Source organism: Pseudoduganella lurida (assembly GCF_007830455.1).
Classification (GTDB): Bacteria; Pseudomonadota; Gammaproteobacteria; order Burkholderiales; family Burkholderiaceae_D; genus Rugamonas; species Rugamonas lurida.
In genome coordinates this window covers 261086-287228 of sequence record NZ_VLLB01000001.1, presented here as the reverse complement: position 1 = coordinate 287228, position 26143 = coordinate 261086, and the positions used below count along the sequence as shown (strand labels likewise).

General features: G+C 65.8%; 17 protein-coding genes. 12 read left to right on the top strand and 5 right to left on the bottom strand.

The window, feature by feature from the left end:
* The first annotated feature begins 3 nt into the window (after nucleotides 1–3).
* The 5 genes from tssI (at nucleotide 4) to IP91_RS01325 (ending at nucleotide 7491) form a co-directional block, all read left to right on the top strand.
* On the top strand, nucleotides 4–4875 hold the full coding sequence (gene tssI, locus IP91_RS26755; RefSeq protein WP_145646972.1) for a type VI secretion system tip protein TssI/VgrG: 4872 nt from the start codon (nucleotides 4–6) through the stop codon (nucleotides 4873–4875).
* A complete protein-coding gene (locus IP91_RS01340) occupies nucleotides 4872–5567 on the top strand; it encodes a DUF7738 domain-containing protein (RefSeq protein WP_145646971.1) in 696 nt (231 codons plus the stop codon). The genes tssI and IP91_RS01340 overlap by 4 nt, the downstream gene beginning before the upstream one ends.
* Nucleotides 5568–5645: 78 nt before the next feature.
* A complete protein-coding gene (locus tag IP91_RS01335) occupies nucleotides 5646–5828 on the top strand; it encodes a hypothetical protein (protein WP_145646970.1) in 183 nt (60 codons plus the stop codon).
* Between the two features lie 89 nt (nucleotides 5829–5917).
* Nucleotides 5918–6373, top strand: coding sequence for a DUF7738 domain-containing protein (locus IP91_RS01330; RefSeq protein ID WP_145646969.1), 456 nt, complete (start codon nucleotides 5918–5920; stop codon nucleotides 6371–6373).
* A 419-nt stretch (nucleotides 6374–6792) separates the two neighbouring features.
* On the top strand, nucleotides 6793–7491 hold the full coding sequence (locus tag IP91_RS01325; protein WP_145646968.1) for a DUF7738 domain-containing protein: 699 nt from the start codon (nucleotides 6793–6795) through the stop codon (nucleotides 7489–7491).
* 256 nt (nucleotides 7492–7747) lie between these two features.
* On the opposite strand, the gene IP91_RS01320 is transcribed toward IP91_RS01325, so the two are convergent.
* A complete protein-coding gene (locus IP91_RS01320) occupies nucleotides 7748–10042 on the bottom strand; it encodes an FdhF/YdeP family oxidoreductase (RefSeq protein WP_229473731.1) in 2295 nt (764 codons plus the stop codon).
* Nucleotides 10043–10180: 138 nt separating this feature from the next.
* On the opposite strand from IP91_RS01320, the gene IP91_RS01315 reads away from it, so the two are divergent.
* A complete protein-coding gene (locus IP91_RS01315; protein WP_145646967.1) occupies nucleotides 10181–10807 on the top strand; it encodes a hypothetical protein in 627 nt (208 codons plus the stop codon).
* A gap of 22 nt (nucleotides 10808–10829) precedes the next feature.
* On the opposite strand, the gene IP91_RS01310 is transcribed toward IP91_RS01315, so the two are convergent.
* Both IP91_RS01310 and IP91_RS01305 read right to left on the bottom strand, forming a co-directional pair.
* The gene (locus IP91_RS01310; protein ID WP_145647975.1) at nucleotides 10830–11297 is read right to left on the bottom strand and encodes a cyanophycin metabolism-associated DUF1854 family protein; all 468 of its coding nucleotides are present in this window, start codon (nucleotides 11295–11297) and stop codon (nucleotides 10830–10832) included.
* Nucleotides 11287–13566: a cyanophycin metabolism-associated ABC transporter gene (locus IP91_RS01305; protein WP_145647976.1), complete on the bottom strand. Its 2280-nt coding sequence runs from the start codon at nucleotides 13564–13566 to the stop codon at nucleotides 11287–11289. The genes IP91_RS01310 and IP91_RS01305 overlap by 11 nt, the downstream gene beginning before the upstream one ends.
* 305 nt (nucleotides 13567–13871) lie before the next feature.
* Here IP91_RS01305 and IP91_RS01300 point away from each other — a divergent pair, with 305 nt between their 5' ends.
* Entirely contained in the window at nucleotides 13872–16049 is a 2178-nt protein-coding gene (locus tag IP91_RS01300) for a cyanophycin synthetase (RefSeq protein WP_145646966.1), read from the top strand.
* 39 nt (nucleotides 16050–16088) lie between these two features.
* Nucleotides 16089–18659, top strand: a complete 2571-nt coding sequence (gene cphA / locus IP91_RS01295; RefSeq protein ID WP_145646965.1) for a cyanophycin synthetase — start codon at nucleotides 16089–16091, stop codon at nucleotides 18657–18659.
* 56 nt (nucleotides 18660–18715) lie between these two features.
* Here the strand turns inward: cphA and IP91_RS01290 are convergent, their stop codons facing one another.
* Nucleotides 18716–19810, bottom strand: coding sequence for a LacI family DNA-binding transcriptional regulator (locus tag IP91_RS01290; protein ID WP_145646964.1), 1095 nt, complete (start codon nucleotides 19808–19810; stop codon nucleotides 18716–18718).
* Nucleotides 19811–19941: 131 nt separating this feature from the next.
* A complete protein-coding gene (locus IP91_RS26605) occupies nucleotides 19942–20070 on the bottom strand; it encodes a hypothetical protein (protein WP_259772435.1) in 129 nt (42 codons plus the stop codon).
* A 227-nt stretch (nucleotides 20071–20297) separates the two neighbouring features.
* On the opposite strand from IP91_RS26605, the gene IP91_RS01285 reads away from it, so the two are divergent.
* The 4 genes from IP91_RS01285 to IP91_RS01270 all read left to right on the top strand — a co-directional run bounded on the left by IP91_RS01285 (nucleotide 20298) and on the right by IP91_RS01270 (nucleotide 26116).
* The gene (locus IP91_RS01285) at nucleotides 20298–21548 is read left to right on the top strand and encodes an Hsp70 family protein (protein ID WP_145646963.1); all 1251 of its coding nucleotides are present in this window, start codon (nucleotides 20298–20300) and stop codon (nucleotides 21546–21548) included.
* Between the two features lie 10 nt (nucleotides 21549–21558).
* Nucleotides 21559–22191 carry a 3'-5' exonuclease gene (locus tag IP91_RS01280; protein ID WP_145646962.1) on the top strand — a complete coding sequence of 211 codons (633 nt, stop codon included), beginning with the start codon at nucleotides 21559–21561 and terminating at the stop codon, nucleotides 22189–22191.
* 190 nt (nucleotides 22192–22381) lie between these two features.
* Nucleotides 22382–23749, top strand: coding sequence for a tetratricopeptide repeat protein (locus tag IP91_RS26670; RefSeq protein WP_145646961.1), 1368 nt, complete (start codon nucleotides 22382–22384; stop codon nucleotides 23747–23749).
* Nucleotides 23750–23920: 171 nt separating this feature from the next.
* Nucleotides 23921–26116: a prolyl oligopeptidase family serine peptidase gene (locus IP91_RS01270; protein ID WP_145646960.1), complete on the top strand. Its 2196-nt coding sequence runs from the start codon at nucleotides 23921–23923 to the stop codon at nucleotides 26114–26116.
* The last annotated feature ends 27 nt before the right edge of the window (nucleotides 26117–26143 follow it).

Sequence of the window (26143 nt, the reverse complement as noted above, 5' to 3'; positions counted from 1 at the left end):
TACATGAGCATCGCGCTGACCGACAGCGTGCTGGCCGCATTGGCGGCGTTTTCGAGCACGACGCGACTCTACGAACTCCACCTCGAAGCCGATGGCGCGGATTTCGGCGCCGGCGGCCTGCTGGTCGAGGCCTTTGCCGCCGACGATGCCGTCCAGGAAGTGAGCGCGCGCGACGTCATCGTCCTGTCCACGAACGCGCATATCGATCCCGCCACCCTGCTGGGCCGCCAGGCCACGCTTGCAGCCAGCCTGGCCGACGGCTCGCGCACGGCTTTTGCCGGCGACGTCACCGAGGCGGCGATGCTCGGCAGCGAAGGCGGACTGGCACGCTACCGCCTGCGCCTGACGCCGTGGCTGTGGCGCCTGACGCAGGTTCGCAACAGCCGGGTGTGGCAGGACATGACCGTGATCGACATCGTCGACCATGTGTTCGACGCCTACGCGCCGCTGGCCCGCTGGCGCTGGAGCGACGAGGTCGAGGCCTTCCTGGCCGACGTGCCGCCACGCAGCTACTGCGCCCAGTATCGCGAGTCCGACTATGATTTCATCCGGCGCCTGCTCACCGAAGAAGGCATCGGCTGGCGCATCGAACAGGTGGACGAGGGCCACGGCGTCGTGCTGTTCGCCGACACCACGCGCGATGAGGCGGTGCCGGAAGACGCCAGCAGTGCGGCCGGCGGCGGCATCCGCTTCCACGGCGTGCGCGCCGGCGAGCAGGCCGACACGATCCAGGCGTTGCAGGCACGCCGCACCGTCACGGCCACGCTGACGACGCTGCTGAGCTACGACTACAAATCGAAACAGGCCGTCACGGCCAGCGCCCCCGCACTGCAGCGGCATGGCGCTCTGCCGGACCTGGAAAGCTACGATGTACCGGGCCAGTACGCCTACGCCAGCGGCGCCGTCGCGCAGCACTACGCGCAGCTGCAGATGCAGGCGCGCGAGGCACGCGGCCACACATGGTCGGGCCGTTCCACCGTGCGCACGCTGGCTGCCGGCACGCGCATCAATGTGACGCAAGGCCCGCTTGCGGATGCCGGGATACCAGCCTATACGGTACTGCGCGTCACGAGCGTGGGCGTGAACAACCTGCCGGCACCCGCGCAGCAGGGGCTTGCCGAACTGTTCGGCCCGATCCCGGAACTGCTGGAAGACACCTTGCGCGAAGGCGGCGCTGCGACGGGCGATCTGTCGCTGGTGATCGCCCAGGCGCATGATACGGGGTATGCGAACACCTTCGACGCGCTGGCGGCCGACGTGACGTGGCGTCCCGAACTGCCTGGCAGCGATGGCCGGTCGCATCCGAAGCCCACGGCGTTCGGGGCGCAGAGTGCCATCGTGATCGGTGCGCATGGCGAGGATGCGCCGGCCGGTGCCGATGAAGTGCACTGCGATGCCCTGGGCCGCGTGCGCATCCGCTTCCACTGGCAGGACGGCAGCGAGACGTGCTGGGTACGCGTGGCGCAGCGCTCCGCCGGCGGCGGCATGGGCAGCCAGTTCCTGCCGCGGATCGGCCAGGAAGTGCTGGTGCAGTTCATCGAGAACGACATCGACCGGCCCGTCATCGTGGGTGCGCTGTACAACGGCCAGGGCGAGGGCGGCGTGACGCCAACGCCGGGCGGTACGCCCACCGAGGCGGCGCACGGGGCGCGCTTTGCGCCCGCCAGCGATCACGCCCCGTCCGCCCAGGGGAACCTGGTTGCCGGCAACAGCCCGCTGTGGCATGGCGCCTCGGGCGATGTAGCGGGCCACAACAACGGCGCGGCGCAGTGGGGCGTGCGCAGCAAGGAGTTCGGCGGCGCCGGCTACAACCAGCTGCTGTTCGACGACACCGATGCCCAGGGCCGCGTGCAGCTGCGCTCGACCCATGCGGCCAGCGAACTCACGCTCGGTCACCTGGTGCATGCGGCAGACAATTACCGCGGCAGCCTGCGTGGCCAGGGCGCCGAGCTGCGCACCGATGCCTATGGCGCCGTACGGGCCGGCAATGGCTTGCTCGTCTCCAGCTACGCGATGCAGCACGGCGCCGAGTCGCGCGACCCGTCCGGCGACAACACGCCCGGCATCGCCCTGCTGAAGCAGGCCGTCAAGGTGGGCGAAACGTTCAGCCAGGCGGCCGTGACGCACCAGACGGTGGCGCTGGGCGCGCATGTGGGCGCCGGGAGGGCCAATGCGAGCGCGCTGTCGGACCAGGAGGCGCCTTTGCAGGCGCTGCTCACGGCAGTATCGGGCATGGTGAGCGGTGCGGGCCTCGCCACCGCCCGCGCCGATGCGGACAAGAGAGTGGTCGCACCGGCCGATGGCAAGCTGCCGCATTCCACCGATGCCGTCCTCGCGATCAGCGCGAAGGCCGGCATGGCGGTGGCGGCCGGGCAGGCGATGCAGCTCTCGAGCGGCGAGGCGATCGCGCTGATGAGCGGCGGCGACAGCCAGTTCGCATCCGGCGCGCAGATGCGGGTGCACAGCGGCCAGGCGATCGGCGTGCTGGGCGGCGCGGTTGCGGCCGGCGAGAACGGCCTGGGCGTCCAGCTCATTGCGGCGAAGGATGCCATCGACGTGCAGGCGCAGGCTGGTACGCTTGCCGTGCAGGCGCGTGACGATGTGAATGTCGTCAGCGCCAACGCCCACGTCGACTGGGCGGCAGCGAAGAGCATCTCGCTGTCCACGGCGGGGGGCGCGAACATCACGATCGACGGCGGGAACATTACCGTGCAGTGCCCCGGCAAGATCACGATCCGGGCCGGGAAGAAGAGCCTGGGCGGCGCAGTATCGGCGAACTATGCGCTGCCGGTTCTGCCGGTCGCGCTGCTGGTGCCGTCGCCCGGACGCAAGCTCGAAAGCACGTTCGCGTATGACCAGCTGAAGGACATCGCGCAGAAATTCACCAAGCTCGAATTCGTGACGCTGCTCGTGCCGATCTTCGGCTACGACATTCCGGCGCCGACGTACATCAAGCTGTACGAAGGACTGCGGGACGGCTCCATCAAGGGACCGAAGATCAAGCTGATGACCGGCGGCCACTACCCGGCATCGTTCGATAACAAGACGCGCGAGATCCGCGTGCACCAGACGGCCGCGGACCGCGCCGCCAAGGGTGGCGACGACTCGTGGGAACTGGTCACGGTGCTGCTGCACGAATTCGGCCATTACATCGATGCGGTCCTGCGGCAGGACCTCGCGCCGAAGAACGCCGACGGCACGTCGACGCTCAAGGCCGATGCGGACCTCGACGAGGGCGCGAAGTACGCGTACGAGATCGCGTTCTATGATTTCGCGGGCACCAGCGAAACGGTGTATGCGCAGTATTCTTCGCCGAACTATTCCGGTCCGCTGAAGGTCAAGTACAACGCGATCCGGCAGGCCATACGCAAGGCGCAGGATGAAGATGCGCAGCGCAGGGAAGGCAAGGGTGGCGATGAGGAGTACTTCGGGGCGGGAAGGGGCGAGCATCACAAGGAGCGGCCCAACAGCTCCTTCGGTCACCAGTCGATCGAAGAAGCCCTGCGTTCCGCGGATGGCCGTGTATTCAATACTAACGCGTTGAAACTGATTTATTTCGGTAACTGGCTGCGCGACTTCTCGCAGGTCGTGGATCCTGCGATCGTGCGCAAGCCAGGCGCGCCAAAGAACTTCCCGCGCGCCTTCAGCCGCGTCAGCTTGACGGAAATCGTCGATGTCCTTGGTGAGGCGGATTTTGTCGAACACCCGCGGGACCGCGAAACATACAGGGTCACGCAGGAGCTGCTGGGCGTCTACCGCCCGGTCGAGCATATCGACAATCCGACGAACAACGACGCGAGCGCTCCCGATCCGCAATCGATCGATGCCGCATTCCAGCCCAAGCCCAGTGCGGCATATGTTGCGGTCGATCCGGCAACGGCGATGAAGCGCTATATCCCGGCGTCGAGGGACTACATGAAGGCAGAGATCGGCAAGGCTGCGGCGGCCGGACCCAACGCCGCCGGTTTCCGTCACCTCGGGGCGGGGCTGCACGTCCTGGAAGACTATTTCGCCCACAGTAATTTCATCGAGCTCAGTCTGATCAAGGCCGGCTACAAGGGCGTCCTGCCCTGGACCTCGCCCGTGCAGGGCGCCAAGCATCCAATACCTGTCGTCACCGGCATGTTCGACAAGGACGACGTGATTGCCAGTACCGCAGGATTGATCGCTGACCTGCTGTTCAAGGTCGAGTGGGAATACAAGGGCCTGAAACCCGGGGAGCGGACCAAGGCCGACCGTATCATGCTGATCCTGCTTCGCGAGCATAGCACTCCTTATTATCTCGACATCTACAAGCAGTATCTTCTGGCTCGCGACGGGTGGCTGAAGGTGCCGGGCCACGAATATGCTGACAAGGCGCTGCATTACACATTCGGCATGATCGGCAACGTCTACAACTTCGTGTATTCGAGCCTGCTCAAATTGGTGGGAGAGAGTGTCGACGACCAGCAAGTGGTGCGCACCGGCAACCCGAACACGAACGGTTCGACCAACCCGACGCACTCGCAACTGGCGAAAGATCACGATACGCATCCATTCCACGTGCTTGCCGCAACCCTGGCCAAGTATGCAGTGCAGGAAGTGGGCACGGAAATGGCCGACCGCTGGACCGGGCGCAATCCGGCCGCCGATCCGGCATCGGTGGCCGCCGCGTTCCTGGTGCATCCCAACGATTGCCATTGGCAGGACAAGATTGTCGCCGATTGGGCGAGACGCAATCCGGCCCAGCTGAAGCGGGGCGAGTCGGCGACGGAATGGGAAGCGCTGGAAAAGGCGCACAAGAAGGAAGTGCTCGATACCATTGCCAATGCTGGCAAGGCCAGCCGGTCTACATGGAAATATGTGACGGATTATTTCGACGATCTTTTCAAATGAAGAAATTGCTTATTTTGCTGCTGGCACTCGTCGGCTGCGTTCATGCGCAGGATACTGCGCAACCGAGTCGCTCCGAACAGCTGCGAGCAGTATTCGACAAAGCCGCGAAACGCAGTGGCATCGTCAAGGACGCCGCCCCGGTCCGAACGGTTCGCAAGGGGGCGAAGCCCGAAATCTTGCTGTCACCTGGAAAAGTGGTTTTTAACGGTACCGAACTTCGCTTTGGCGCAAGGGTGGCGGACTGGAAAGCCGTCATCGGAGGCGAAGCCTTGTGCTCCAAGGCGAATGAAAAACCTGTCTGGTGCAAGTGGGACGGGAACGGCATCGAGATCGGCGGCACCCTCGAGAAACCCGATACGGTGGAAGAACTGCGCGTGTACCTGAATCGGGATGCGAATGAGCTGGAAATGAAGGATATTCCCACTGCATCCGGCCGGAAGCGGGTAGAGCCGGTCTGGCTCGCAAAGGGTGTCTTCCGCGGTTACCTGGCAATCGATCAATTCGGCGTCGACGCACGGACGACGTTCCGGGAGATACAAAATGGGGTCTCCGCCGATTATAGGTTGCGCTGCGGCCTCGCGCAGTGTACCCATCCCCATGGAAATCTCGGCCCTGAGCTAAACATCCAGATGGTACTGATGGGGACGCCTGACGACGGCGTTCTCAAGGAGCTATCGCTCTACAGGCCATGACAAATTTCCGGGAACGAAATCCCTCGTTCTGCGGCTTCACCCGGCGTGTACAGTGCGTGGCTAGGAATGCGATCCCGGATGCGCCTGCGTTTCTTCCTGCTGGCGATGCTGCCCATGCCGGCACTTTCCGGTTGCGATTCGGGCGAAGCGGAGCGGCGCAAACTTCTGGCGTTCAGGGAAAGAACCTGGCCCATCCAGGCGTTCAACTATACGCCCAGCGCGATTGCCGAACTCGAACCTCCGCTCGAGTGCCTGGATTAAGCACGTCGATTCTGATCGGATGGATCCTGCTCACGAGTTGCGCCTTCTGCTTCGCGCAAGCTGGTCCAGCCGAAACAGCGTCACGCTCTTTGAAGTCGAAGTTTTCACACGCCCAAAAATCTGCCGATCTGATCATCGAAAATATACCCCATCGCGTGGTGAAGCGAGGAGCGAAGCCAGAGTTATTACTGCAAGATGGCAAACTCACGTTTGATGGGCAATGGCTTGAGTTCGGTGTCGGACTCGAGCAGTGGCGCAAGATCATCGGCGTGGGGAGCCATTGTTCGTTCGGTGGCGTTGACCAAGATTGGTGCAAATGGGATACATTGGGAATCGAGATCAGCGGCGAACTCGAAAGCCCCAGAAAGGCCAAGCGGCTGAAAATCCGCTTTTCGCACGACAAGGAAGAAGATTTCCTGGTAGGCGTGTCGACTCCCTCTGGAAATAAATTCAAGAAAGCCGACTGGCACGCGCGGGGCAGTTTTCGGGGATACTTCGAAATAGATGGCTTCGGTGTTGATGCCACTGTCACGTTTCGCGAATGACGGCAAAATATCGTCACTCGAAATTCCGTGCGCTGCGGAAGTTCTGAATGCAGTCACCCCAATGGCCTGTACGGCGAGAAGTTCCGGCTCTGGCTGATACTGGATGGGCCGAAAGAAAATTCGCATATTCGCGACCTGACCATTGGTTCCAGGTAGCCAGTTCGTCGTCGGCGGCATTCAGCCTTGTGCAGTAGTTCCGATTGTAGTCGCCCAAACAGACTGTATGGTCCCAATCGTAGGCTCAGGTTCATACGCGATGGACCGACAAAAAATCCATGCATCCGCGGCCTTACGATTGGCTTGAGGCAAAAAATTCTATAGGCGCACAAAAAAGAAGTTCTTGATTCCATCAAGAATGCTGGCAAGTCGAGCGAATCGACATGGCAGTACGTAACGAAGTTTTTTGATGATCTGTTTAAATGAAATCAATATATTTTCTTTTATTTGCCTGCTTCACAGGCTTGTGTAAGGCGCAGAGTGAACCGACTCCGAGCGCCTCTGAACGATTTCGCGCCGCATTTGAGCGCGCTGCGAAGCATGCCGGTGCCATCAAGGACTACGGCGCCCCGCGTCTCGTCAATAAAGGCGCGAAGCCGGCACTAATACTTTCCGAAGGAAAAGTTTATTTCAACGGCTCGTTGCTCACGTTCGGCGAGCCACTGGAAAAGTGGGAGAAGGTGCTTGGTGGCCAATCCGTTTGTTCCAAGCGGAACGAGAAGCCCAGGCGATGCAAGTGGGATGCGCTGGGTATCGAGATCGGAAGCACGTTCGTAAAGCCGGCCAGCGTGGAGGAGCTGGTAATCCGACTAGGCCGGGATCCTGACGAATCGTTGATGACTTCCATACCGGCGAAAGCTGGCGAATCGAGCCCTGATACGGTACTGCTTTCGAAAGGTACTTTCCAAGGTTACCTGGAGATGGATCGGTTCGGCATCGACAGCAAAACGAAATTTTGGGAAATTCGGACCAGCGTTGCACCGGACCACAATTTGCGCTGTGGATTGAGGGAGTGTCATCAACCCCATGGTAAATTTTCTGATGAAGTAAATATCGCAATGATACTGTCGAGCGGCGATGAAAACGGCACATTGCGAGAGTTGTCGTTGTATAGGCCCTGACCTACGATCGACTATGGAAGCGCTTATTTAATCGCCGGACTGCTGGCGCGGTCTGCTGCCAAGCCGGCACATTGGCACATCCTTTTGTTGTCCCACCAGTACTGGTCAGGTTTGGCAGCCAGCGCCGGAGCGCAGGCCGTGCGCATCGCAGCAAGGAGCAATAGCGGCAGCCGCCAGAAGCGACTGACCGGTTCGACGGCCGCCCATGCGGGCACCTCGCCGCGCCCCGGCGAGGTGCTGACAGTCGTGCGGCCGATCATTGGACCGCGGAGCGGCGGATCAGCACATCGATCGACTTCGCCGCCGGCACCTTGCTGTCGATGGCGTGGTGCCACAGCGGAATGAGCGGATTGCACTCGGGGTAGTATCCGGCCACGCAGCCATCCGGGATGTCGTACGGGACGACGGTCAGCCCGGCCACGCTGCGCTCCGCATCCACGCCGACTGCCGTGCGCAGGTCGACTTCGTCGCCGTTCGAGAGGCCGTGCCGCGCGATGTCCGCCGGCGACATGAACAGCACCATGCGGCTGCCGGTCACGCCGCGGAAGCGGTCGTCGTTGCTGTAGATGGTCGTATTGAACTGGCCATCGCTGCGCACCGTGAACAGGCGCAGCGCATGCGGGTCGCCCGTTTCCGTGTCCGGATCGCCCTGCAGGGTCTCGGGCGTGAAGAACTCCGCCTTGCCACTCGGGGTGTTCCAGACCCGTTCCGCGGCGGCCAGCGGCTTGCGGAACCCGCCCGGCGTCCACATGCGCTCGTTGAATTCGTGGAAGATCTTCGGATAGGTTTCGGCGATCGCATTGCGCACCGTGCTGTAGTCGGCTACCCAGCCGTCCCAGTCCACCTTTGGGTTCGGCAGCAGCGTGGCCTTGGCCAGTGCCGCGACGATGGCCGGTTCGGACAGCAGCGTGTCGGCGGCCGGTTCGGCCATGCCGCGCGAGCCGTGCATGTACGCCGTGCTGTCCTCGATGCTCACGCTCTGCGGCACGCCGCCCTGGCGGTCGATCTCGATGCGTCCCAGGCACGGCAGGATGTACGAGGCCTTGCCGTGGATGATGTGGTTGCGGTTCAGCTTGGTGGAGATCTGTACCGTCAGCGGCAGCTGGCGCCAGGCCGCTTCCATGCGCACGGTATCCGGTATGGCGCGGATGAAGTTGCCGCCCAGGCCGATATACGCCTCGACTTGACCGGCCAGCATGGCCTCGCAGGCCTCCACCGTGTTCATGCCTTTTTCGCGCGGCGGTTCGAAGCCGTACTGTTCCTTCAGCTTGTCCAGCGGCGCCAGCTCGGGTTTTTCGGTGATGCCCACGGTGCGCTGGCCCTGCACATTCGAGTGGCCGCGCACGGGACAGATGCCGGCACCCGGCTTGCCGATATTGCCGCGCAGGAGCAGGAAATTCACCAGCATCGTCACGTTCTGCACGCCATGGCGGTGCTGCGTCAGGCCCATGCCATACACGCCCATCACGGCCGACGATTTGCAGTACACGTCCGCCGCGGCTTCGATGGCGCTGCGCGTCAGGCCGGATTCGCGTTCGATGTGGCCCCAGGTGCAGTCGCGTACGGACTGTTCGAAGTCGTCGAAGCCGTGCGTGTGCTCCTGCAGGAAGGCGGTGTCGAGCACGCGCTGGGCGCCGCCGGCGCGGGCTTCGTCGTCCTGCGCCAGCACAGCCTTGCACAGGCCCATCAGCGCAGCGGTGTCGCCGCCCGGCTTGACCTGGTGGTATTGCGTGCTGATGGCGGTTTCGGCGCCGGTCAGCATCTCGAGCGGCGATTGCGGATTGGTGAAGCTGACGAGGCCCCGCTCGCGCAGCGGATTGAAGGTGATGATCTGGACGCCCCGTTTGCGCGCCTCCTGCAGCTGGTGCAGCATGCGCGGGCTGTTCACGCCCACGTTCTGGCCGAAGAAGAAGATGCAGTCGGTATGCTCGAAGTCGTTCAGGTTGACGGTGCCGACCGGCACGCCGATGCTTTTCTGCAGGCCGACGGACGTGCTCTCGTGGCACATGTTCGAGCTGTCGGGCAGGTTGTTGTTGCCGTACATGCGGGCGAACAGCTGGTACATGTACGACGTTTCCAGCGATGCCCGGCCGGAGCTGTAGAAGACCACCTTGTCGCGCGCGCATTCCTGCAGCGTGGCGCCGATTTCGCGGAACGCCGCGTCCCAGGCGATGGGGCGGTAGCGGTCGCTGGCGGCGTCCCAGCGCAGCGGCACGGTCAGGCGTCCCAGGTCTTCCAGGTCATGGTCGCTCCACGCTTCCAGTTCCGTCACGGTGTGGCGTTCGAAGAAGTCGGCGCCGATCTGCTTGCTGGTGGTTTCCCAGGCGGTGGCCTTGGCCCCGCTTTCGCAGAATTCGAACGGATGCGGATTGGCCGGCTTGGCCCAGGCACAGCTCACGCAGGCATAGCCGTCGGGCTTGTTCTGCTTCATCAGCAGCCGGCTGTCCTTGATCGGCACGTGCTGGCCTAGCAGGATGTTGGTGACTTCCTTGACCGAACCCCAGCCGCCCGCGGGCATGGTCGGGTCTTCGACCTTCAGCTCCTCTTTCATGATGACTCCTTGGCAATCGATTCGCTACCGTAGCGTGGCGGCGCAGCCCTGACGGTGCGCCTGCGCACAGAGCCGGGAGCAAAGGAACATCGGATGGTGCCCGGTCCTGCCGGGACAACGTTGCGGTATCATGGCGCGATGCAATCTGACAGCTCAAACCCGGGACTGCCCGGACCGGCAGGGGAAGCCGCATCGGCCGACCGCAGCACTGCGCGCATCTCACGGCGGGTGGCGTATCTGCTCGCTGCGCTGGCCCTGGTGGCGATCGGGGCGGGCGGCGTGTGGACGGTGCAGACCGTCGAACATGACCGCGCGCTCGCCGCGGTCGAGCGGTCTGTCGCTGCGGCGCCGGCGCCCGCGGCGGCACCGCAGCCAGTGGCAGAGGCACCGGTCCCGGGGCCGGTGCCGGCGACGGCTGACCGCCTGCCGCCACTGCCGCTGCCCGGCCAGGCCGTGCCCGCCGCCGTACTGCGCGACCTGCCGCCGTGGCTGGCTGCCGAGCTGGCGCCCGTCGAGACCTCCGGCGGTTCGGGCGATGAATCCGCACTGCCGCCGGCACGCGTGCCCGGAGCTGTGGTCCGGCCGCATGACAGGGGAAGCAACGAAAGCAGGGAAAGCAGGGAAGTCAGTCGTGCCAGGGAAGGGTACAGCGCGGTGTTCGCACGCTGCCCCCGTCCCGGCGAATCCGGCGCCGTCGAATGCCGCCGGGCCGTGTGCGACGGCGCGGCGCGCAAGGCCTCGGCCTGCGCGCCGTACAAGGACTAGTGATGCAGGGCTGGACTGGCGCTTAGAGGAAGCGGTCCAGGATCTTCTTGCTGTGCTTGTCCAGCGTGTACTGGTTGCGGATCAGGAAGTGGATGCCGTGCGTGTCCGAGATCAGCAGGGCATCCGGACCGATGCGCCGGATGTCTTCCTCGCCGCGCAGCACGAAGTCGGCGTTGCCGCGGTTGGTCTCCACGCTCCAGGTGCATGGCGTGGCGAAGCTCGTCACATCCAGGATGCGGCTGATCTCCGGCATGAACTCGCGGCCGGCCAGTTCTTCGCGCACCAGCGCGGCCGCTTCGGCCGGCAGGTCGTCCACGCTGTCGATCCACAGCACCTCCTTGCCGTCCGTATTGACGAGCGCCAGGCCGTCGTCCGGCGCCCCGATCGGGAAGGCACGCACCGGCGCAACGCCCTCGTGCAGGTTGCCGGCGGCGTCCGTCAGGACCAGGCGGCCGAAGGCATCGCGCCGCAGGGTGAAATCAGTTGTCATCATCGCGTTGTTTGGTGCTGTCATCGAGGTCGGTATCGACATTGCGAGCCTGCGCCTGGTACAGGCGGTAGTAGGCGCCTTCCTTTGCCATCAGTTCTTCGTGCGGGCCTTCCTCGACCACCTTGCCGCGGTCCATCACCACCAGGCGGTTGGCGCGCTGCAGCGTGGAGAGGCGGTGCGCGATGGCGATCGTGGTGCGCCCGGCCACCAGGTTGTCGAGGGCCTTCTGGATTTCCTTTTCCGTTTCCGAGTCGACGGAGGCGGTGGCTTCGTCGAGGATCAGGATGCGTGGATCGATCAGCAGCGCGCGGGCGATCGAGATGCGCTGGCGTTCGCCGCCGGACAGGCCCTGGCCCCGTTCGCCCACCATCGAATCGTAGCCCTGCGGCAGGCGCAGGATGAAGTCGTGCGCGTGCGCAGCGCGGGCCGCCGCGATGATCTCGGCGCGCGTGGCGTTCGGCTTGCCGTAGGCGAGATTTTCCGCGATGGTGCCGAAGAACAGGAACGGCTCCTGCAGCACCAGGCCGATGTTGCGGCGGTAGTCGGACACGGCAAACGAGCGGATGTCCACGCCATCGAGCAGGATGGCGCCTTCGGCCACGTCGTAGAAGCGGCAGATCAGGTTGACCAGCGTCGACTTGCCGGAGCCGGAGTGGCCCACCAGGCCGATCATCTCGCCGGCCTTGATCTCCAGGTTCACACCCCGGTTGACGGCGCGGTTGCCGTAGCGGAAGCCCACTTCGCGCAGCGTTATATTGCCCTCGATCCGGTCCAGCTTCACCGGCTTCACCGGCTCCGGCACCGAGGACACGTGGTCGAGGATGTCGAAGATGCGCTTGGCGGCCGAGGCGGATTTCTGCGTCACCGAGACGATGCGGCTCATCGAATCGAGGCGGCCGTAGAAACGGGCCGAGTAGGTCAGGAAGGCCGTCAGCACGCCGACCGTGATGTGCGACTTGGAGACCTGCCAGATACCGAACACATAGATCACCAGCAGGCCCAGCTCGGTCAGGAACGACACGGTGGGCGAGAACAGCGACCACACCTTGTTCAGCTTGTCGTTGACGGCCAGGTTGTGCTTGTTGGCGATGCGGAAGCGATTCGCTTCGCGGGCTTCCTGGGCAAACGCCTTCACGACGCGGATGCCGGGAATGGTGTCGGCCAGCACGTTCGTCACTTCGCCCCACACGCGGTCGATCTTCTCGAAGCCGGTGCGCAGCTTGTCGCGCACCAGGTGGATCAGCCAGGCGATGAACGGCAGCGGCACCAGCGTGACGAGGGCCAGCCACGGGTCGATCGTGAACAGGATCACGCCCGTCATGATGATCATCAGGCAGTCGGAGGCGAAGTCGAGCAGGTGCAGCGACAGGAACACGCAGATGCGGTCGCTCTCGCTGCCGATGCGCGACATCAGGTCGCCCGTGCGCTTGCCGCCGAAGTATTCCAGCGACAGCTTCAGCAGGTGCTCGTAGGTGTTGGTGCGCAGGTCCGCGCCGATCCGTTCGGAGACGAGGGCCAGCACGTAGGTCTTGCCCCATCCCAGGATCCACGCCAGCACTGCCGAGGCGAGGAGGCCCGACATGTACAGCATCACCAGGTCGGTATTGACCGGCTGGCCGTTCTGGTAGGGGATCAGCACATTGTCCATCAACGGCATGCTGAGGTAGGGCGGGATCATGTGCGCGCCGGTCGACAGCAGCATCAGCGTGAAGCCGCCCAGCAGCGCCCAGCGGTACGGATGGGCGAAGCGCCACAGCCGGAACAGCGTCCAGGTCGATGGCGGCGTGTAGACGACCTTGGTGCAGATCGGGCATTCGTCCTGGTCCGGCTCCAGCGGCGCCTTGCAGGTGGGGCAGGCGTGTTCTTCCGGCGGCACGATGCTGCGGCCCGTCAGCGCCGCGTCCAGCAGCGGGGCAAACCCTTCGGACAGCTTGATGGCATGGAGGTTCTGGCCCAGCGTGAAACGCCATGCGGCCAGGCGGCCGTTCTGATCGAGCAGTTCCAGGTGGCCGACGCCGGCATGGTCATGCAGTTTCAGCGCCATGCCTGCGCGATAGGGCCACGATTGCCAGGTCTTGTCGCCCGGCGCGCGGGACAGGATGCGGCGCTCGGTCAGGACGATCAGGCCTTTCGCGAAGTGCAAAGTGGAATCGAGGTCAACCTCCAGGGCACTCTGCACGTTTTCCCCAGGAGCAAGCTGCATCTGCGTGTCGGAACGCCAGGCTTCTGGCAGTTCGATGCGGGCTGGCCCGGGAGAAAGTTCAGTCATTGTCATTGTGGGAAATACTCCGGTGCTTTCTTTGCCAAGTGGCAAGAATATGAAATCGGTGGGACAATATGGCTGGACAACCTACGACACCAGGCCCGGCCGGTTGATGGAACTGTAACGGATCAGGCACGCAGTACGCTGACACGATTAGCGCACGGAAGAATGGAGCCGGATTTTATTTATTGTATTCTTCAGGGACGATTCGGCAGAGGAAGCCCCGATAGCGGACGCTTCAACGTACGCCGCTGTGTAACATTCGCGTACGCATTCTCGGAAGTATACCGCAAGAGGTACGAACAAAAAACATGACAAAGAAGAAAGACATCGACGTCCTCCGCGTGACCCACCTGCTTGGGCCGAATATCTGGACGTACCGCCCCGTGATCGAGTCCTGGCTCGATATCGGCGAGCTGGAGAATTTCCCTTCCAATAAACTTCCCGGCCTGTATGAACGGCTGACCGCGGCGCTGCCCGGCCTCGTCGAGCATCGCTGCGGCGTGGGCGAAGTGGGCGGCTTCCTGGAGCGCCTGCGCGACGGCACCTATGCCGGGCACATCCTCGAACACGTGGTGCTGGAACTGCAGAACCTGGCCGGCATGCGCACGGGCTTCGGCAAGACCCGGCAGACGGCCGAGGGCAGCGGCATCTACAAGATGGCGTTCCGCACCCGCCAGGAACAGGTGGGCCGCGCGGCGCTGGGGTTCGGCCGCGACCTGCTGATGGCCTGCATCGAGGACCGCCCGTTCGACCTGGCTGCCGCCGTGGAACAGCTGACCGACATGGTGGAGCGCCGCTGCCTCGGACCTTCCACGGCCAGCATCGTCGACGCGGCCACCGACCGCGGCATCCCGCACCTGCGCCTCACCGACGGCAACCTGGTCCAGCTGGGCCACGGCGTGCGCCAGCGGCGCATCTGGACGGCCGAGACCGACAATACGAGCGCGATTGCCGAGGGTATCGCGAGCGACAAGGACATGACGAAGGACATCCTGTCCTCCTGCGGCGTGCCGGTGCCGGAAGGCGCGCTGGTGACCAGTGCCGAGGAGGCCTGGGAAGAAGCGCGCGACATCGGCCTGCCGGTGGCCGTCAAGCCGTACGACGGCAACCACGGCCGCGGCGTGTCGCTGAACCTGATGACGGAAGCGGACGTCAAGGCCGCCTACCGGATCGCCGTGGAACGGGGCGGGAGCGAGTCCGTCATCGTCGAGCGCTTCGTGGTGGGCGACGAGCACCGCCTGCTCGTCGTGGGCCGCAAGCTGGTGGCCGCCTCGAAGGGCGAATCCGTGTGGGTCACGGGCGACGGCCGCCTCACGGTCCAGGAACTGGTCGACACGCAGATCAACACGGATCCGCGCCGCGGCACGACCGAGGAGCATCCGCTGAACCTCGTCGAGCCGCGCAAGTCGGCCGAAGTGCAGCTGGACCTGCAGCGCCAGGGCCTGACGCCGGACTCGGTGCCGGAACCGGGCCGCAAGGTGCTGATCCAGCTGAACGGCAACGTGGCCAACGACGTGACGGACCTCGTCCATCCCGCCGTGGCGGAGATGGCGGCACTGGCCGCGCGGGCCGTGGGCCTGGACATCGCCGGCATCGACCTGGTGGCGCAGGACATCTCCAGGCCGCTGGAAGAGCAGGGCGGCGCGATCATCGAAGTCAATGCCTCCCCGGGCCTGCTGGCGCACCTGAAGCCGGCGCCGGGCGGCACGCCGCGGCCGGTGGGCGCCGCGATCGTCGAACAGCTGTTCGCGGCGGGGGAAGACGGCCGCATCCCGATCGTCGGCGTGTCCGGCTCGCGCCACACGGCACTGATCGCGCGGCTGACGGCCTGGCAGCTGCAGGTGTCGGGCCGCTACGTGGGCGTGGCCTGCGAGGAAGGCGTGTACCTGAACGGCCGCAAGATCGCCCGCGGTCCCCTGACCGAATGGGAATCGGGCCAGCGCCTGCTGCTCAACAAGAATGTCGAGTCGGCCGTGTTCGCGAACGGCACGCGCATGACGCTGGCCGAAGGCCTGGCCTACGACCGCTGCACGGTCGGCGTGGTAACGGATACCGATGGCCATGAAAAGCTCGGCGAGTTCTACATCGACGACCGGGACAGGATGTTCAACGTGCTGCGCACGCAGGTCGACGTGATCCTGCCGGACGGCGTGGCGGTGCTCAATGCCGCCGATGACCAGGCCGTCGAGATGGCCGGCCTGTGCGACGGTTCGGTGCTGCTGTACGCGGCCGACGAGCACACGCCGGCGCTCGCCGCGCACCGCGCCCGGGGCGGCCAGGTGGTGTTCGGCCGTGGCGGCGCGTTCGTGCTGGCGATCGGCGCCGACGAACTGGCCACGCTGCCGGCCCACTGCCTGCCGAACGACGAGGAAGAGTGCCGCGAAGCGGTGCTGGCCGCGCTGGCCGCCGGCTGGGCCCTGGGCCTGTCGCCGGACCTGATCGCGGCCGCACTGCGCACGTTCGAATGGAAGACGCTGGCGCGCTGAGGCGTGCTTGCGCAAAGAAGAAAAGATAGGAACCCGTACATGGAAGTGATCCGTACCCGCGCGCTGCGCGGCCCGAACCTCTGGAGCCACCACACGGCCATCGAAGCGATCGTGTCCTGCACGCCGGAAGAACTGGCGGCCGACCGGCTGCTCGGCTTCGAAGTGCGGCTGCGCGCGCGCTTTGCCCGCATCGGCCAGTTCCAGCCGCACGGCCATGCCGATGCGGTGCCGCTGGCGCACGTGCTGGAGCTCACGGCGCTGGCGCTGCAGGCGGAAGCCGGCTGCCCCGTCACGTTCAGCCGCACCACGGCCACCGTGGAAGCGGGCATCTTCCAGACCGTCGTCGAATACACCGAGGAAGACGTGGGCCGCCGCGCCGTCGAACTGGCCGAGGAACTGGTCAACGCGGCGCTGCAGGACACGCCGTTCGACCTGGAAGCGGCGCTGACGGAACTGCGCGACCTCGACGAGGACGTGCGGCTGGGCCCGAGCACCGGCGCGATCGTGCAGGCCGCGATCGCCCGCAAGATCCCGTTCCGGCGCATGACGCAGGGCTCGATGGTGGCCTTCGGCTGGGGCAGCAAGCAGCGGCGCATCCAGGCCGCCGAGGTCGATTCGACGAGCGCCATCGCCGAGACGATCGCGCAGGACAAGGAGCTGACGAAGAAGCTGCTGGACGCGGCCGGCGTGCCGGTCCCGGTCGGCCGCACGGTCGAGACGGCGGAAGAGGCGTGGGAGGTGGCGCAGCTGATCGGCCTGCCGGTGGTGATCAAGCCGAAGGACGGCAACCAGGGCAAAGGCGTCACCGTCAACATCACCAGCCGCGAACAGACGATCGCCGCGTTCAACACGGCGCGCGAATTCCGCGACGACATCATGGTCGAGCGCTTCCTGCCCGGCCACGACTACCGCATGCTCGTCATCGGCAACAAGATGGTGGCGGCGGCGCGGCGCGATCCGCCCCATGTCGTGGGCGACGGCGTGCACTCGGTGCGCGAACTGGTCGACATCGTCAATGCCGATCCGCGCCGCGGCAGCGGCCATGCCACCTCGCTGACCAAGATCCGCTTCGACGACATCGCGCTGGCGCGCCTGAAGATGCAGGACCTGGAGGCGGACTCCGTGCCGGCCCAGGGCCAGCGCGTCATCCTGCGCAACAACGCCAACCTGTCGACGGGCGGCAGCGCCACCGACGTGACGGACGACGTGCACCCGGAAGTGGCGGCGCGCGCCGTGGAAGCGGCGCAGATGATCGGCCTCGATATCTGCGGCGTGGACGTGGTGGTGGACAGCGTGCTGCGCCCGATCGAGGAACTCAATGGCGGCGTGGTGGAAGTCAATGCCGCGCCCGGCCTGCGCATGCACCTGTCGCCGTCGTACGGCAAGGGCCGTCCGATCGGCGAGGCCATCGTCGGCACGCTGTTCGCAGAAGGTGACGATGGCCGCATCCCGGTCGTTGCCGTCACCGGCACCAACGGCAAGACGACCACGGTGCGCCTGATCGCGCACCTGATCGCCTCGTCCGGCCTGCGCGTGGGCATGACGAACACGGACGGCGTGTACGTCAACGGCCGCCAGATCGACAGCGGCGACTGCTCCGGCCCGCGCAGCGCACGCAACGTGCTGCAGCATCCGGACGTGGACGCTGCCGTGTTCGAGACGGCGCGCGGCGGCATCCTGCGTGAGGGCCTCGCCTTCGACCGCTGCAAGGTGGCCGTGGTGACGAACATCGGCGCAGGCGACCACCTGGGCCTGAACTACATCACGACCGTGGAAGACCTGGCCGTGCTGAAGCGGGTGATCGTGCAGAACGTGGACGAGAACGGCGTGGCCGTGCTGAATGCCACCGACCCGATCGTCGCCGCCATGGCCGCTACCTGCCGCGGCAAGGTGACCTTCTTCGGCGCCGACCGCTATCACCCGGTGGTGGCCACGCACATCGCGCAGGGCCGCCGCACCGTGTACGTCGACAAGGGCGAACTGGTGGCCGTCGAAGGCAAGAGCGAGCAGCGCATCGCGCTGGCGGATATCCCGCTGACCCGGAGCGGCACGATCGGCTTCCAGGTCGAGAACACGATGGCCGCCGTGGCGGCCGCGTGGGGCGCCGGCATCGACTGGCAGTCGATCCGCCTGGGCCTGAAGACCTTCACCACCGACAGCCACAATGCGCCGGGCCGCTTCAATGTATTCGACTTCCGCGGCGCGACCGTGATTGCCGACTATGGCCACAATCCGGATGCCATGCTGGCGCTGGTGCAGGCGGTGGAATCGATGCCCGCAAAACGCCGCTCGGTCGTCATCAGCGGCGCGGGCGACCGCCGCGACGAGGACATCTCGCAGCAGACCGAGATCCTCGGTAAAGCATTCGACGACGTGGTGCTGTACCAGGACCAGTGCCAGCGCGGGCGCGCGGACGGCGAGGTGATCGCGCTGCTGCGCCAGGGCCTGAGCGGCGCGCCGCGCACCCGTCACGTGGACGAGATCGACGGCGAGTTCATCGCGATCGACACGGCGCTGGATCGGCTGACGGACGGTGACCTGTGCCTGGTGCTGATCGACCAGGTGGAAGAATCGCTGGCGCACATCGCCAGGCGCGTCGCGGCCGGCTGATCCGGTCGCAGCAGAAAAAACCCGCCAGCTGGCGGGTTTTTTCATGGCGGCGCTGGTTATGCTGCCAGCGTCGCCTCTTCGAGCGGCACAAGGCGTGCGGTGGTGCCGTCGACGAACTGGGGCGCGAAGGTGCGCTTTTCCGCCAGCTGGCCGGTGCTGTCCATCATCGTCACCAGCATGTCGACGGCGGCCAGCGCCATGGCGTGGATCGGCTGGCGCAGCGTCGTCAGGTCGTGGCCTGGCCAGGTCGACGGTTCCGGCGCATCGAAGCCCGCCACCGACATGCGGCCCGGCACGTCGATGCGCAGCTCGTGGCGCGCCACGTCCAGGCAGCCGAGTGCCAGCAGGTCGTTGCCGCAGATGATGGCGTCCGGGTGCCGGCCCAGGCGGGCGACGATGTCGCGCAGGCCCTGGGCGCCGCTGGCATAGTCGAAGCCGCCGGTGACGACGACGGGCGCCGGCAGGCCCAGTTCGCGCAGGCGGTCGCAGGCACCGTCGCGCCGCTCGGCCGCCACGACCGATTCCGCCGGACCGGCGATGATGCCGAAGTGGCGGTGCCCGGCCGTGGCCAGTCGCGCCGCCAGCAGGCTGCCGCATTCGTACTGGTCGCACAGCACGCTGGTGACGGTACGGTTGCGCAGGTTGCGATTGAAGACCACCAGCGGCAGGCGGCGCCGTTCGAACTCCTGCACCTGTTCATCCGACAGCGCCGCGACCACGATGGCGCCGTCGACCTGGTATTGCCAGACATCGGCCAGCACGTGGCCGATATCGGCTTCCTGCTGCATCGTAAACAGCAGCACGCGCTTGCCGCGACGCGTCAGCTGCTGGGAGAGCTCGGCCAGCGCCGCTGGCAGGTGCTGGTTGGCCAGCTGCGACAGCACCACCGCCACCATGTTCGAGCGGCGCGTGATGAGGCTGCGTGCCGCCGCGTTGGGGATGTAGTCCAGACCGGCCGCTGCCTTCATCACCCGCGCATACGTGGATTTCGAGACGCTCGCGCCCGGCTTGAAGCAGCGCGACACGGCGGACTGCGACACGCCCGCCACCATGGCAACGTCGTAGGAAGTGACGCGGCGCTCCTCGCGCTGGATGGCCGCCTTGTGCTCGGCCAGGTTCACTTCCTGGGGTGGGATCTTTGGTTTTCTCATGGATGGAGTGGGTGGCCGGCTGGCAGATAGGCTGACAGGCCGGTCAGTTGCCCTGTGGATTGAGGATAACGCACATACTTACTCTAAGGCAATTCTTTCTTCCAAGAAAATACCTTGGTGTTGTAGTACAGCTACCCGGTCACCAGCAGGGACAGCCCGATGGCCATCAGCAGCGGGGCCATGGCCAGCATGCGGCGTCGCCATGGGGCGCGCGTGCGTTGCAAGGCATCGCGGTGGTGCGCCAGGCTGCAGGAAAGCACGGCCGTGTCCGTCAAGCCGGCGTGTCGGGCTGGCGGTGTCGGCCGCGATGCCGGCCCGCGCAGGTGCACGATCGCGTGTGGGTCTGGATGAGTGTTCGAGTGAGCGCGAGGCATGGCCATCTCCCGGTTGAATTGCCTAGCGTAACTACTTCAGGCGGTCCGGATTTGACGAAACGCAAGCTCACCTCTGCTACAATACCGCCCCTTTACTGAGCGGGATGGTGGTGATGGCAAATGCGTGCGGTGTCGACTTCGGCACGTCGAATTCCACGGTCGGATGGGTGGCCCCGGGCCGCCCGGTGATGCTGCCGCTCGAGGAGGGCAAGGCCACCCTGCCGTCCGTCGTGTTCTTCAATGCCGACGACGACGAGGTGACCTTCGGCCGCGCCGCGCTGGCCGACTACCTGGCGGGCTACGACGGGCGCCTGATGCGGTCGCTGAAAAGCCTGCTGGGCACGCCGCTGATGGAAGGCCAGACGGAAGTGGCCGGCCGTTCCGTGCCGTTCCGCACGCTGCTGTCCCAGTTCATCGGCGAGCTCAAGAGTCGTGCCGAGACAGCGGCCGGCCGCCCGTTTACTGCCGCCGTGCTGGGCCGCCCGGTGTACTTCATCGACGACGATCCGGTTGCGGACCAGCTGGCCGAGGACACGCTGGCGCAGATCGCCCGCGACGCCGGCTTCAGGGACATCGCCTTCCAGTACGAGCCGATCGCTGCGGCGTTCGACTACGAATCGCAGATCGACGGCGAGGAGCTGGTGCTGATCGCCGACATCGGCGGCGGCACATCGGACTTCTCGCTGGTGCGGCTGGGGCCGGAGCGCGCCGCCAAGCGCGACCGCCGCGACGATATCCTGGCCACGGGCGGCGTGCACATCGGCGGAACCGACTTCGACAAGTACCTGAGCCTGGCGACCGTGATGCCCGTGCTGGGCCATGGCAGCGAGCTCAAGAGCGGCAGTGCCGTGCCGTCGAGCTATTACTTCAACCTGGCCACCTGGCACACGATCAACCAGGCGTACACGCGCAAGATGTCGTCGCAGCTCGCCGAACTGGTGCGCGATGCGCGCGAGCCGGCACTGCTGCAGCGGCTGCAGAACCTGATCGAGGACCGGGCCGGCCACTGGCTGGCGATGCAGGTGGAAGAGGCCAAGATCGCCCTGTCGGCCAGCGACATCGTGCAGATGAACCTGGACCGGCTGACGCCGCCGCTGACCCTGGACGTGGCACGACCCCGGTTCGTGACGGCGATCGAGCCGCTGGTCGATACGGTCGGCGCCACCGTGCGCCGCCTGCTGGACGACGCCGGCGTGCAGCCCGGCCAGGTCGATACCGTCTTCTTCACCGGCGGCTCGTCCGGCGTGGCCGCGCTGCGCGAGCGGATCGGCGCCGTGGTGCCGGCGGCGCGCCGTGTCGAAGGCGACCTGTTCGGCAGCATCGGCGCCGGGCTCGCGCTCGATGCCGTGCGCCAGTTCGGCTAGGAGAACAGTCATGCTGACCAAATCGATCGTGATGCTGGACTTCGAGACCACCGGCCTGTCGCCGGACATGGGCGACCGCATCACGGAAGTGGCGGCGCTGCGGATCGCCGACGGCGTCATCGTCGACCGGTTCGTGTCGCTGGTGAACTGCGGCGTGCGCATTCCATCCTTCATCACGGGCCTGACCGGCATCACGCAGGCGATGGTCGACGGCGCCCCGCCGGCCCGCGACGTGGTGCCGCAGTTGCTGGCCTTCATCGGCACCGATGCGCTGTCGGCGCACAATGCCAGCTTCGACGAGAAATTCCTGCGCGCGGAGAGCGGCCGCCTGGCGATGACGCCCGCGCATGGCGGCACCGTCTGTTCGCTGAAGCTGTCGCGGCGCGTGTTCCCGCACTTCGGCAGCTACAAGCTGGGGCAGCTGGGCAGCCGGCTGGGCATCGCCTTCCGCGGCACGGCCCACCGCGCCGAGGCCGATGCCGAAGTCGCCGCCGAAGTGCTGCTGCATATCGGCCGGCATATCGCCAGCGCGTATGGCATCCGTGAAGTGGATCCGGCGCTGCTAGTATCCGTCAACCGCCTGGCCGCCGCCAAGGTGCCGGCCTTCCTGCAGAAGCATTCCAGCCAGGCCGCGCCGGTCTGAGATCGTCCGCCTCGCCGTGCAGCGCGCCGTAGCGCGCTTTCGCCGCCCCCGTATCGGCTTGCATCAAGTTCCCCGTTCCCCTGTGCCCACCATGACAAATGGCTAAACCGATTGAGTTCGCTCAAAAGGAATGCGCGAACACTTATTAAGCTTTATGCAACAACACCGGCGTGCTGGATGGGGAGCTGGCATGAAAAATCGTTATTCGAGCAAGGATGTGGACACGTACGCATGGTTTCGCAATGCTTCCGAGCACGGCGACCCGTACGCGCAGTTCAACCTCGCGCTGATGTATCGGCGCGGCAAAGGTGTCGAACGGGACGACAGGACCGCCTTCACCTGGATGCGGCAATCCGCCCTGCAGGGGATTGCTTTCGCACAGAACCACCTGGGCGCCATGTATTACAACGGCGCCGGCACGCCCGCCGATGACACCGAAGCCGTCTACTGGTTCCGCAAGGCCGCCCGGCAGGGCGACGCCTCGGCCCAGCAGAACCTGGGGTTGATGTACCGCAAGGGCCGCGGCGTGCCGCGGAGCGACGAGATGGCCCTCACCTGGTTCTGCCGGGCCGCCGAGCAGGGCGTTGCCAGCGCCCAGTCGCTGCTGGGCGAAGCCTATGCGCAGGGGCTGGGCACGAAGCGTCACTTTCCGCTGGCGCTGGCCTGGTTCCGCAAGGCGGCGTTGCAGGGAGACGCCACCGCCCAGCTGAACCTGGGGCTGATGTACCGGCGCGGCCATGGCGTATTGCAGAGCGACACCCAGGCCGTCGCCTGGTACCGGCAGGCCGCCGCGCAGGGGCTGGCAGCGGCGCAGCGTCACCTGGGCGTGGCCTATGCGGAAGGGCGCGGCGTGCCCGCCGACCTGGCGCGCGCCTGCTCGTGGCTGCAGCGCGCCGCCGACCAGGGCGATGTCGATGCGCAGTTCAACATGGGCGTGATGCTGTCGAACGGTTATGGCGTGCGCAAGGACGAGACGCAGGCCTTCATCTGGTACCGGCGCGCGGCCGAGGCCGGCCACATGCTGGCGCAGTACAACCTGGGCGGCATGTACGCGCACGGCCGCGGCATCGAGCGCGATCCGGGCGAGGCGCTGCAGTGGTACCGCAAGGCGGCCGAACAGGGTGCGGCGAATGCGCAGTTCAATGTGGGGGTCATCTACGCCAACGGCCACGGCGTGGCCAAGGACGAAGCCTGCGCCGTGGCCTGGTACCGCAACGCGGCCGAGCAGGGCGATGCCAGCGCCCAGAACAACCTGGGCGTGATGTACGCGAACGGCCATGGCGTGCCGCAGGACGACGGCGAAGCCGTGCGCTGGTACCGGCGCGCCGCCGAGCAGGGCCACCCGCTGGCGCAGTACAACCTGGGCGGCATGTATGCCAGCGGGCGCGGGGTCGACCGCGATTCCGTGCTGTCCTACATGTGGATCTCGCTGGCGGCCGAAGCGGGCGACGAGACGGCCTGCAGCAACCGCAAGCTGATCGAGCGGCGTCTGACGCGCGAGGAAATCGGTTCGGCCGAACAGATGACGCGCCGCTGGCGCGACGCCCACGGCGCCTGAAACGCCAGCGCCGGCCTGGCGCTGGCAACACCACGGAATTCGTCCCGATACCGTCAAGGCCAAATAAACGCTGCCGCAGCGTATGGCAGAGCAAACCTTATTTGCTTGCCTTCCCGTTATCATCGGTGCTTCGCGCGCTGGCGCGGCCTCCCGACCGACCGAAAGATTCCCATGCACCGCAATCCACGCAACGTCCGCCGTACTGTCCTTGCCTTGTCCCTGCTCGCCGCCACCGGCAGCGCGGTGCAGGCGCAAACCTGCGCCCCCGGCACGCCGCTGACCTATCCCGTCACGCAGAAAGTCGACCAGCGCGACGATTACCACGGCACCAGGATCGCCGATCCCTACCGCTGGCTGGAAGACGCCAACAGCGCGGACACGAAAGCCTGGGTGGACCGCCAGAACACGCTGACGCAGGGCTACCTGGCGCAGATCCCCCAGCGCGCGGCGATCCGCCAGCGCCTGACGCAGCTGTGGAACTTCGAACGCTTCAGCGTGCCGTTCCAGGAAGGCGGCCGCTACTTCTACACCCGCAACGATGGCCTGCAGAACCAGGCCGTGCTGTACACGATGGACACGCCGGACGCCGCACCGCGCCTCCTGCTGGACCCGAACACGCTGGCCGCGGACGGCACGGTGGCGCTGGCCGGCCTGGCCGTCAGCCCGAATGGCAAGTACTTGGCGTACGGCACGGCGGCCTCCGGTTCCGACTGGAACGAGATCCGCGTGCGCGACATCGCCACCGGCAAGGATGCCGCGGACCAGATCCGCTGGGTAAAATTCTCGCAGACGGCCTGGGCGCATGACGGTTCCGGCTTCTACTACAGCCGCTACGACGAACCGACGGAAGCGGCGAAGCTGGCCGGCATCAACTACTTCCAGAAGCTGTACTTCCACCAGCTGGGCACGGCGCAGGACCAGGACGTGCTCGTCTACCACCGGCCCGACCAGAAGGAATGGGGCTTTTCCGCCGAGGTAACGGACGATGGCGCCTGGCTGGTGATCAGCTCCACCCAGGGCACCGATCCGAAGAACCGCATCTTCATCCGCGACCTGAAGAAAAGGACCGCGCCCGTGACGGCGCTGCTCGACAGGTTCGACGCTTCCTACGCCTTCATCGACAATGTGGGCGCCGTGTTCTACTTCGTCACGGACAAGGATGCGGCCCGCTCCCGCATCGTCGCCATCGACGTACGCACCGGCAAGCTGAGCGAAATCGTGCCCGAGGCGCCGCAGACGCTGACCGGCGCCAACATCGTCAACGGCCAGCTGGTTGCGGAGTACCTGCAGGATGCGCACAGCGCCGTGAAGGTGTTCGACCTGAAGGGCCGTCCGCTGCACGACGTGGCGCTGCCGGGCCTGGGCACGGTGGATGGCTTCGGTGGCAAGCGGGGCGATGCCAGCACGTTCTATTCCTACACCAGCTTCACCACGCCCTCCACCATCTACCGCTACGACCTGAAGTCGGGCAAGAGCAGCGTGTACCGCCAGCCGAAGGTGGATTTCGACCCGGCCGCCTACGAGACGCGCCAGGAATTTTTCACCAGCAAGGACGGCACGCGCGTGCCCATGTTCATCGTCGCGAAGAAGGGCATGAAACGGGACGGCAGCAATCCGACCTACCTGTATGGCTACGGCGGCTTCAACATCTCGCTGACGCCGGCGTTCTCGGTCGCCAACCTGGCGTGGCTGGAAATGGGCGGCGTGTACGTGATGGCCAACCTGCGCGGCGGCGGTGAATACGGCGAATCCTGGCACCAGGCCGGCACCAGGCTGCACAAGCAGAATGTGTTCGACGACTTCATCGGCGCGGCCGAATGGCTGGTGGCCAACAAGGTCACGTCGCCGGCGAAACTGGCGATCGGCGGGGGCAGCAATGGCGGCCTGCTGGTCGGCGCCGCGATGACGCAGCGTCCCGACCTGTTTGCCGCGGCGCTGCCGGCCGTCGGCGTGATGGACATGCTGCGCTTCCACAAGTTCACCATCGGCTGGGCCTGGACGTCGGACTATGGTTCGGCCGACAACGCGGACGAATTCCAGGCGCTGGTGCGCTACTCGCCGCTGCACAACCTCAAGCCCGGTACCTGCTATCCGGCCACGATGATCACCACGGCCGACCACGACGACCGCGTGGTGCCGGCGCACAGCTTCAAGTTCGCCGCCACGGCCCAGGCCGCACAGGGCGGTCCGGCCCCGATCCTGATCCGCATCGACACGAAGGCCGGCCATGGCGCGGGCAAGCCCACGTCGAAGCAGATCGACGAGGTGACGGACCGCTGGGGCTTCCTCGGCCGCGCATTGAACATGGCACCGCCGGCGGAAACGACGGCCGCGGCACCGGCCGCCGCCAACGTCAGCGCGCAGTAATCGGCAGCCAGGTGACTGCGGCGAGCG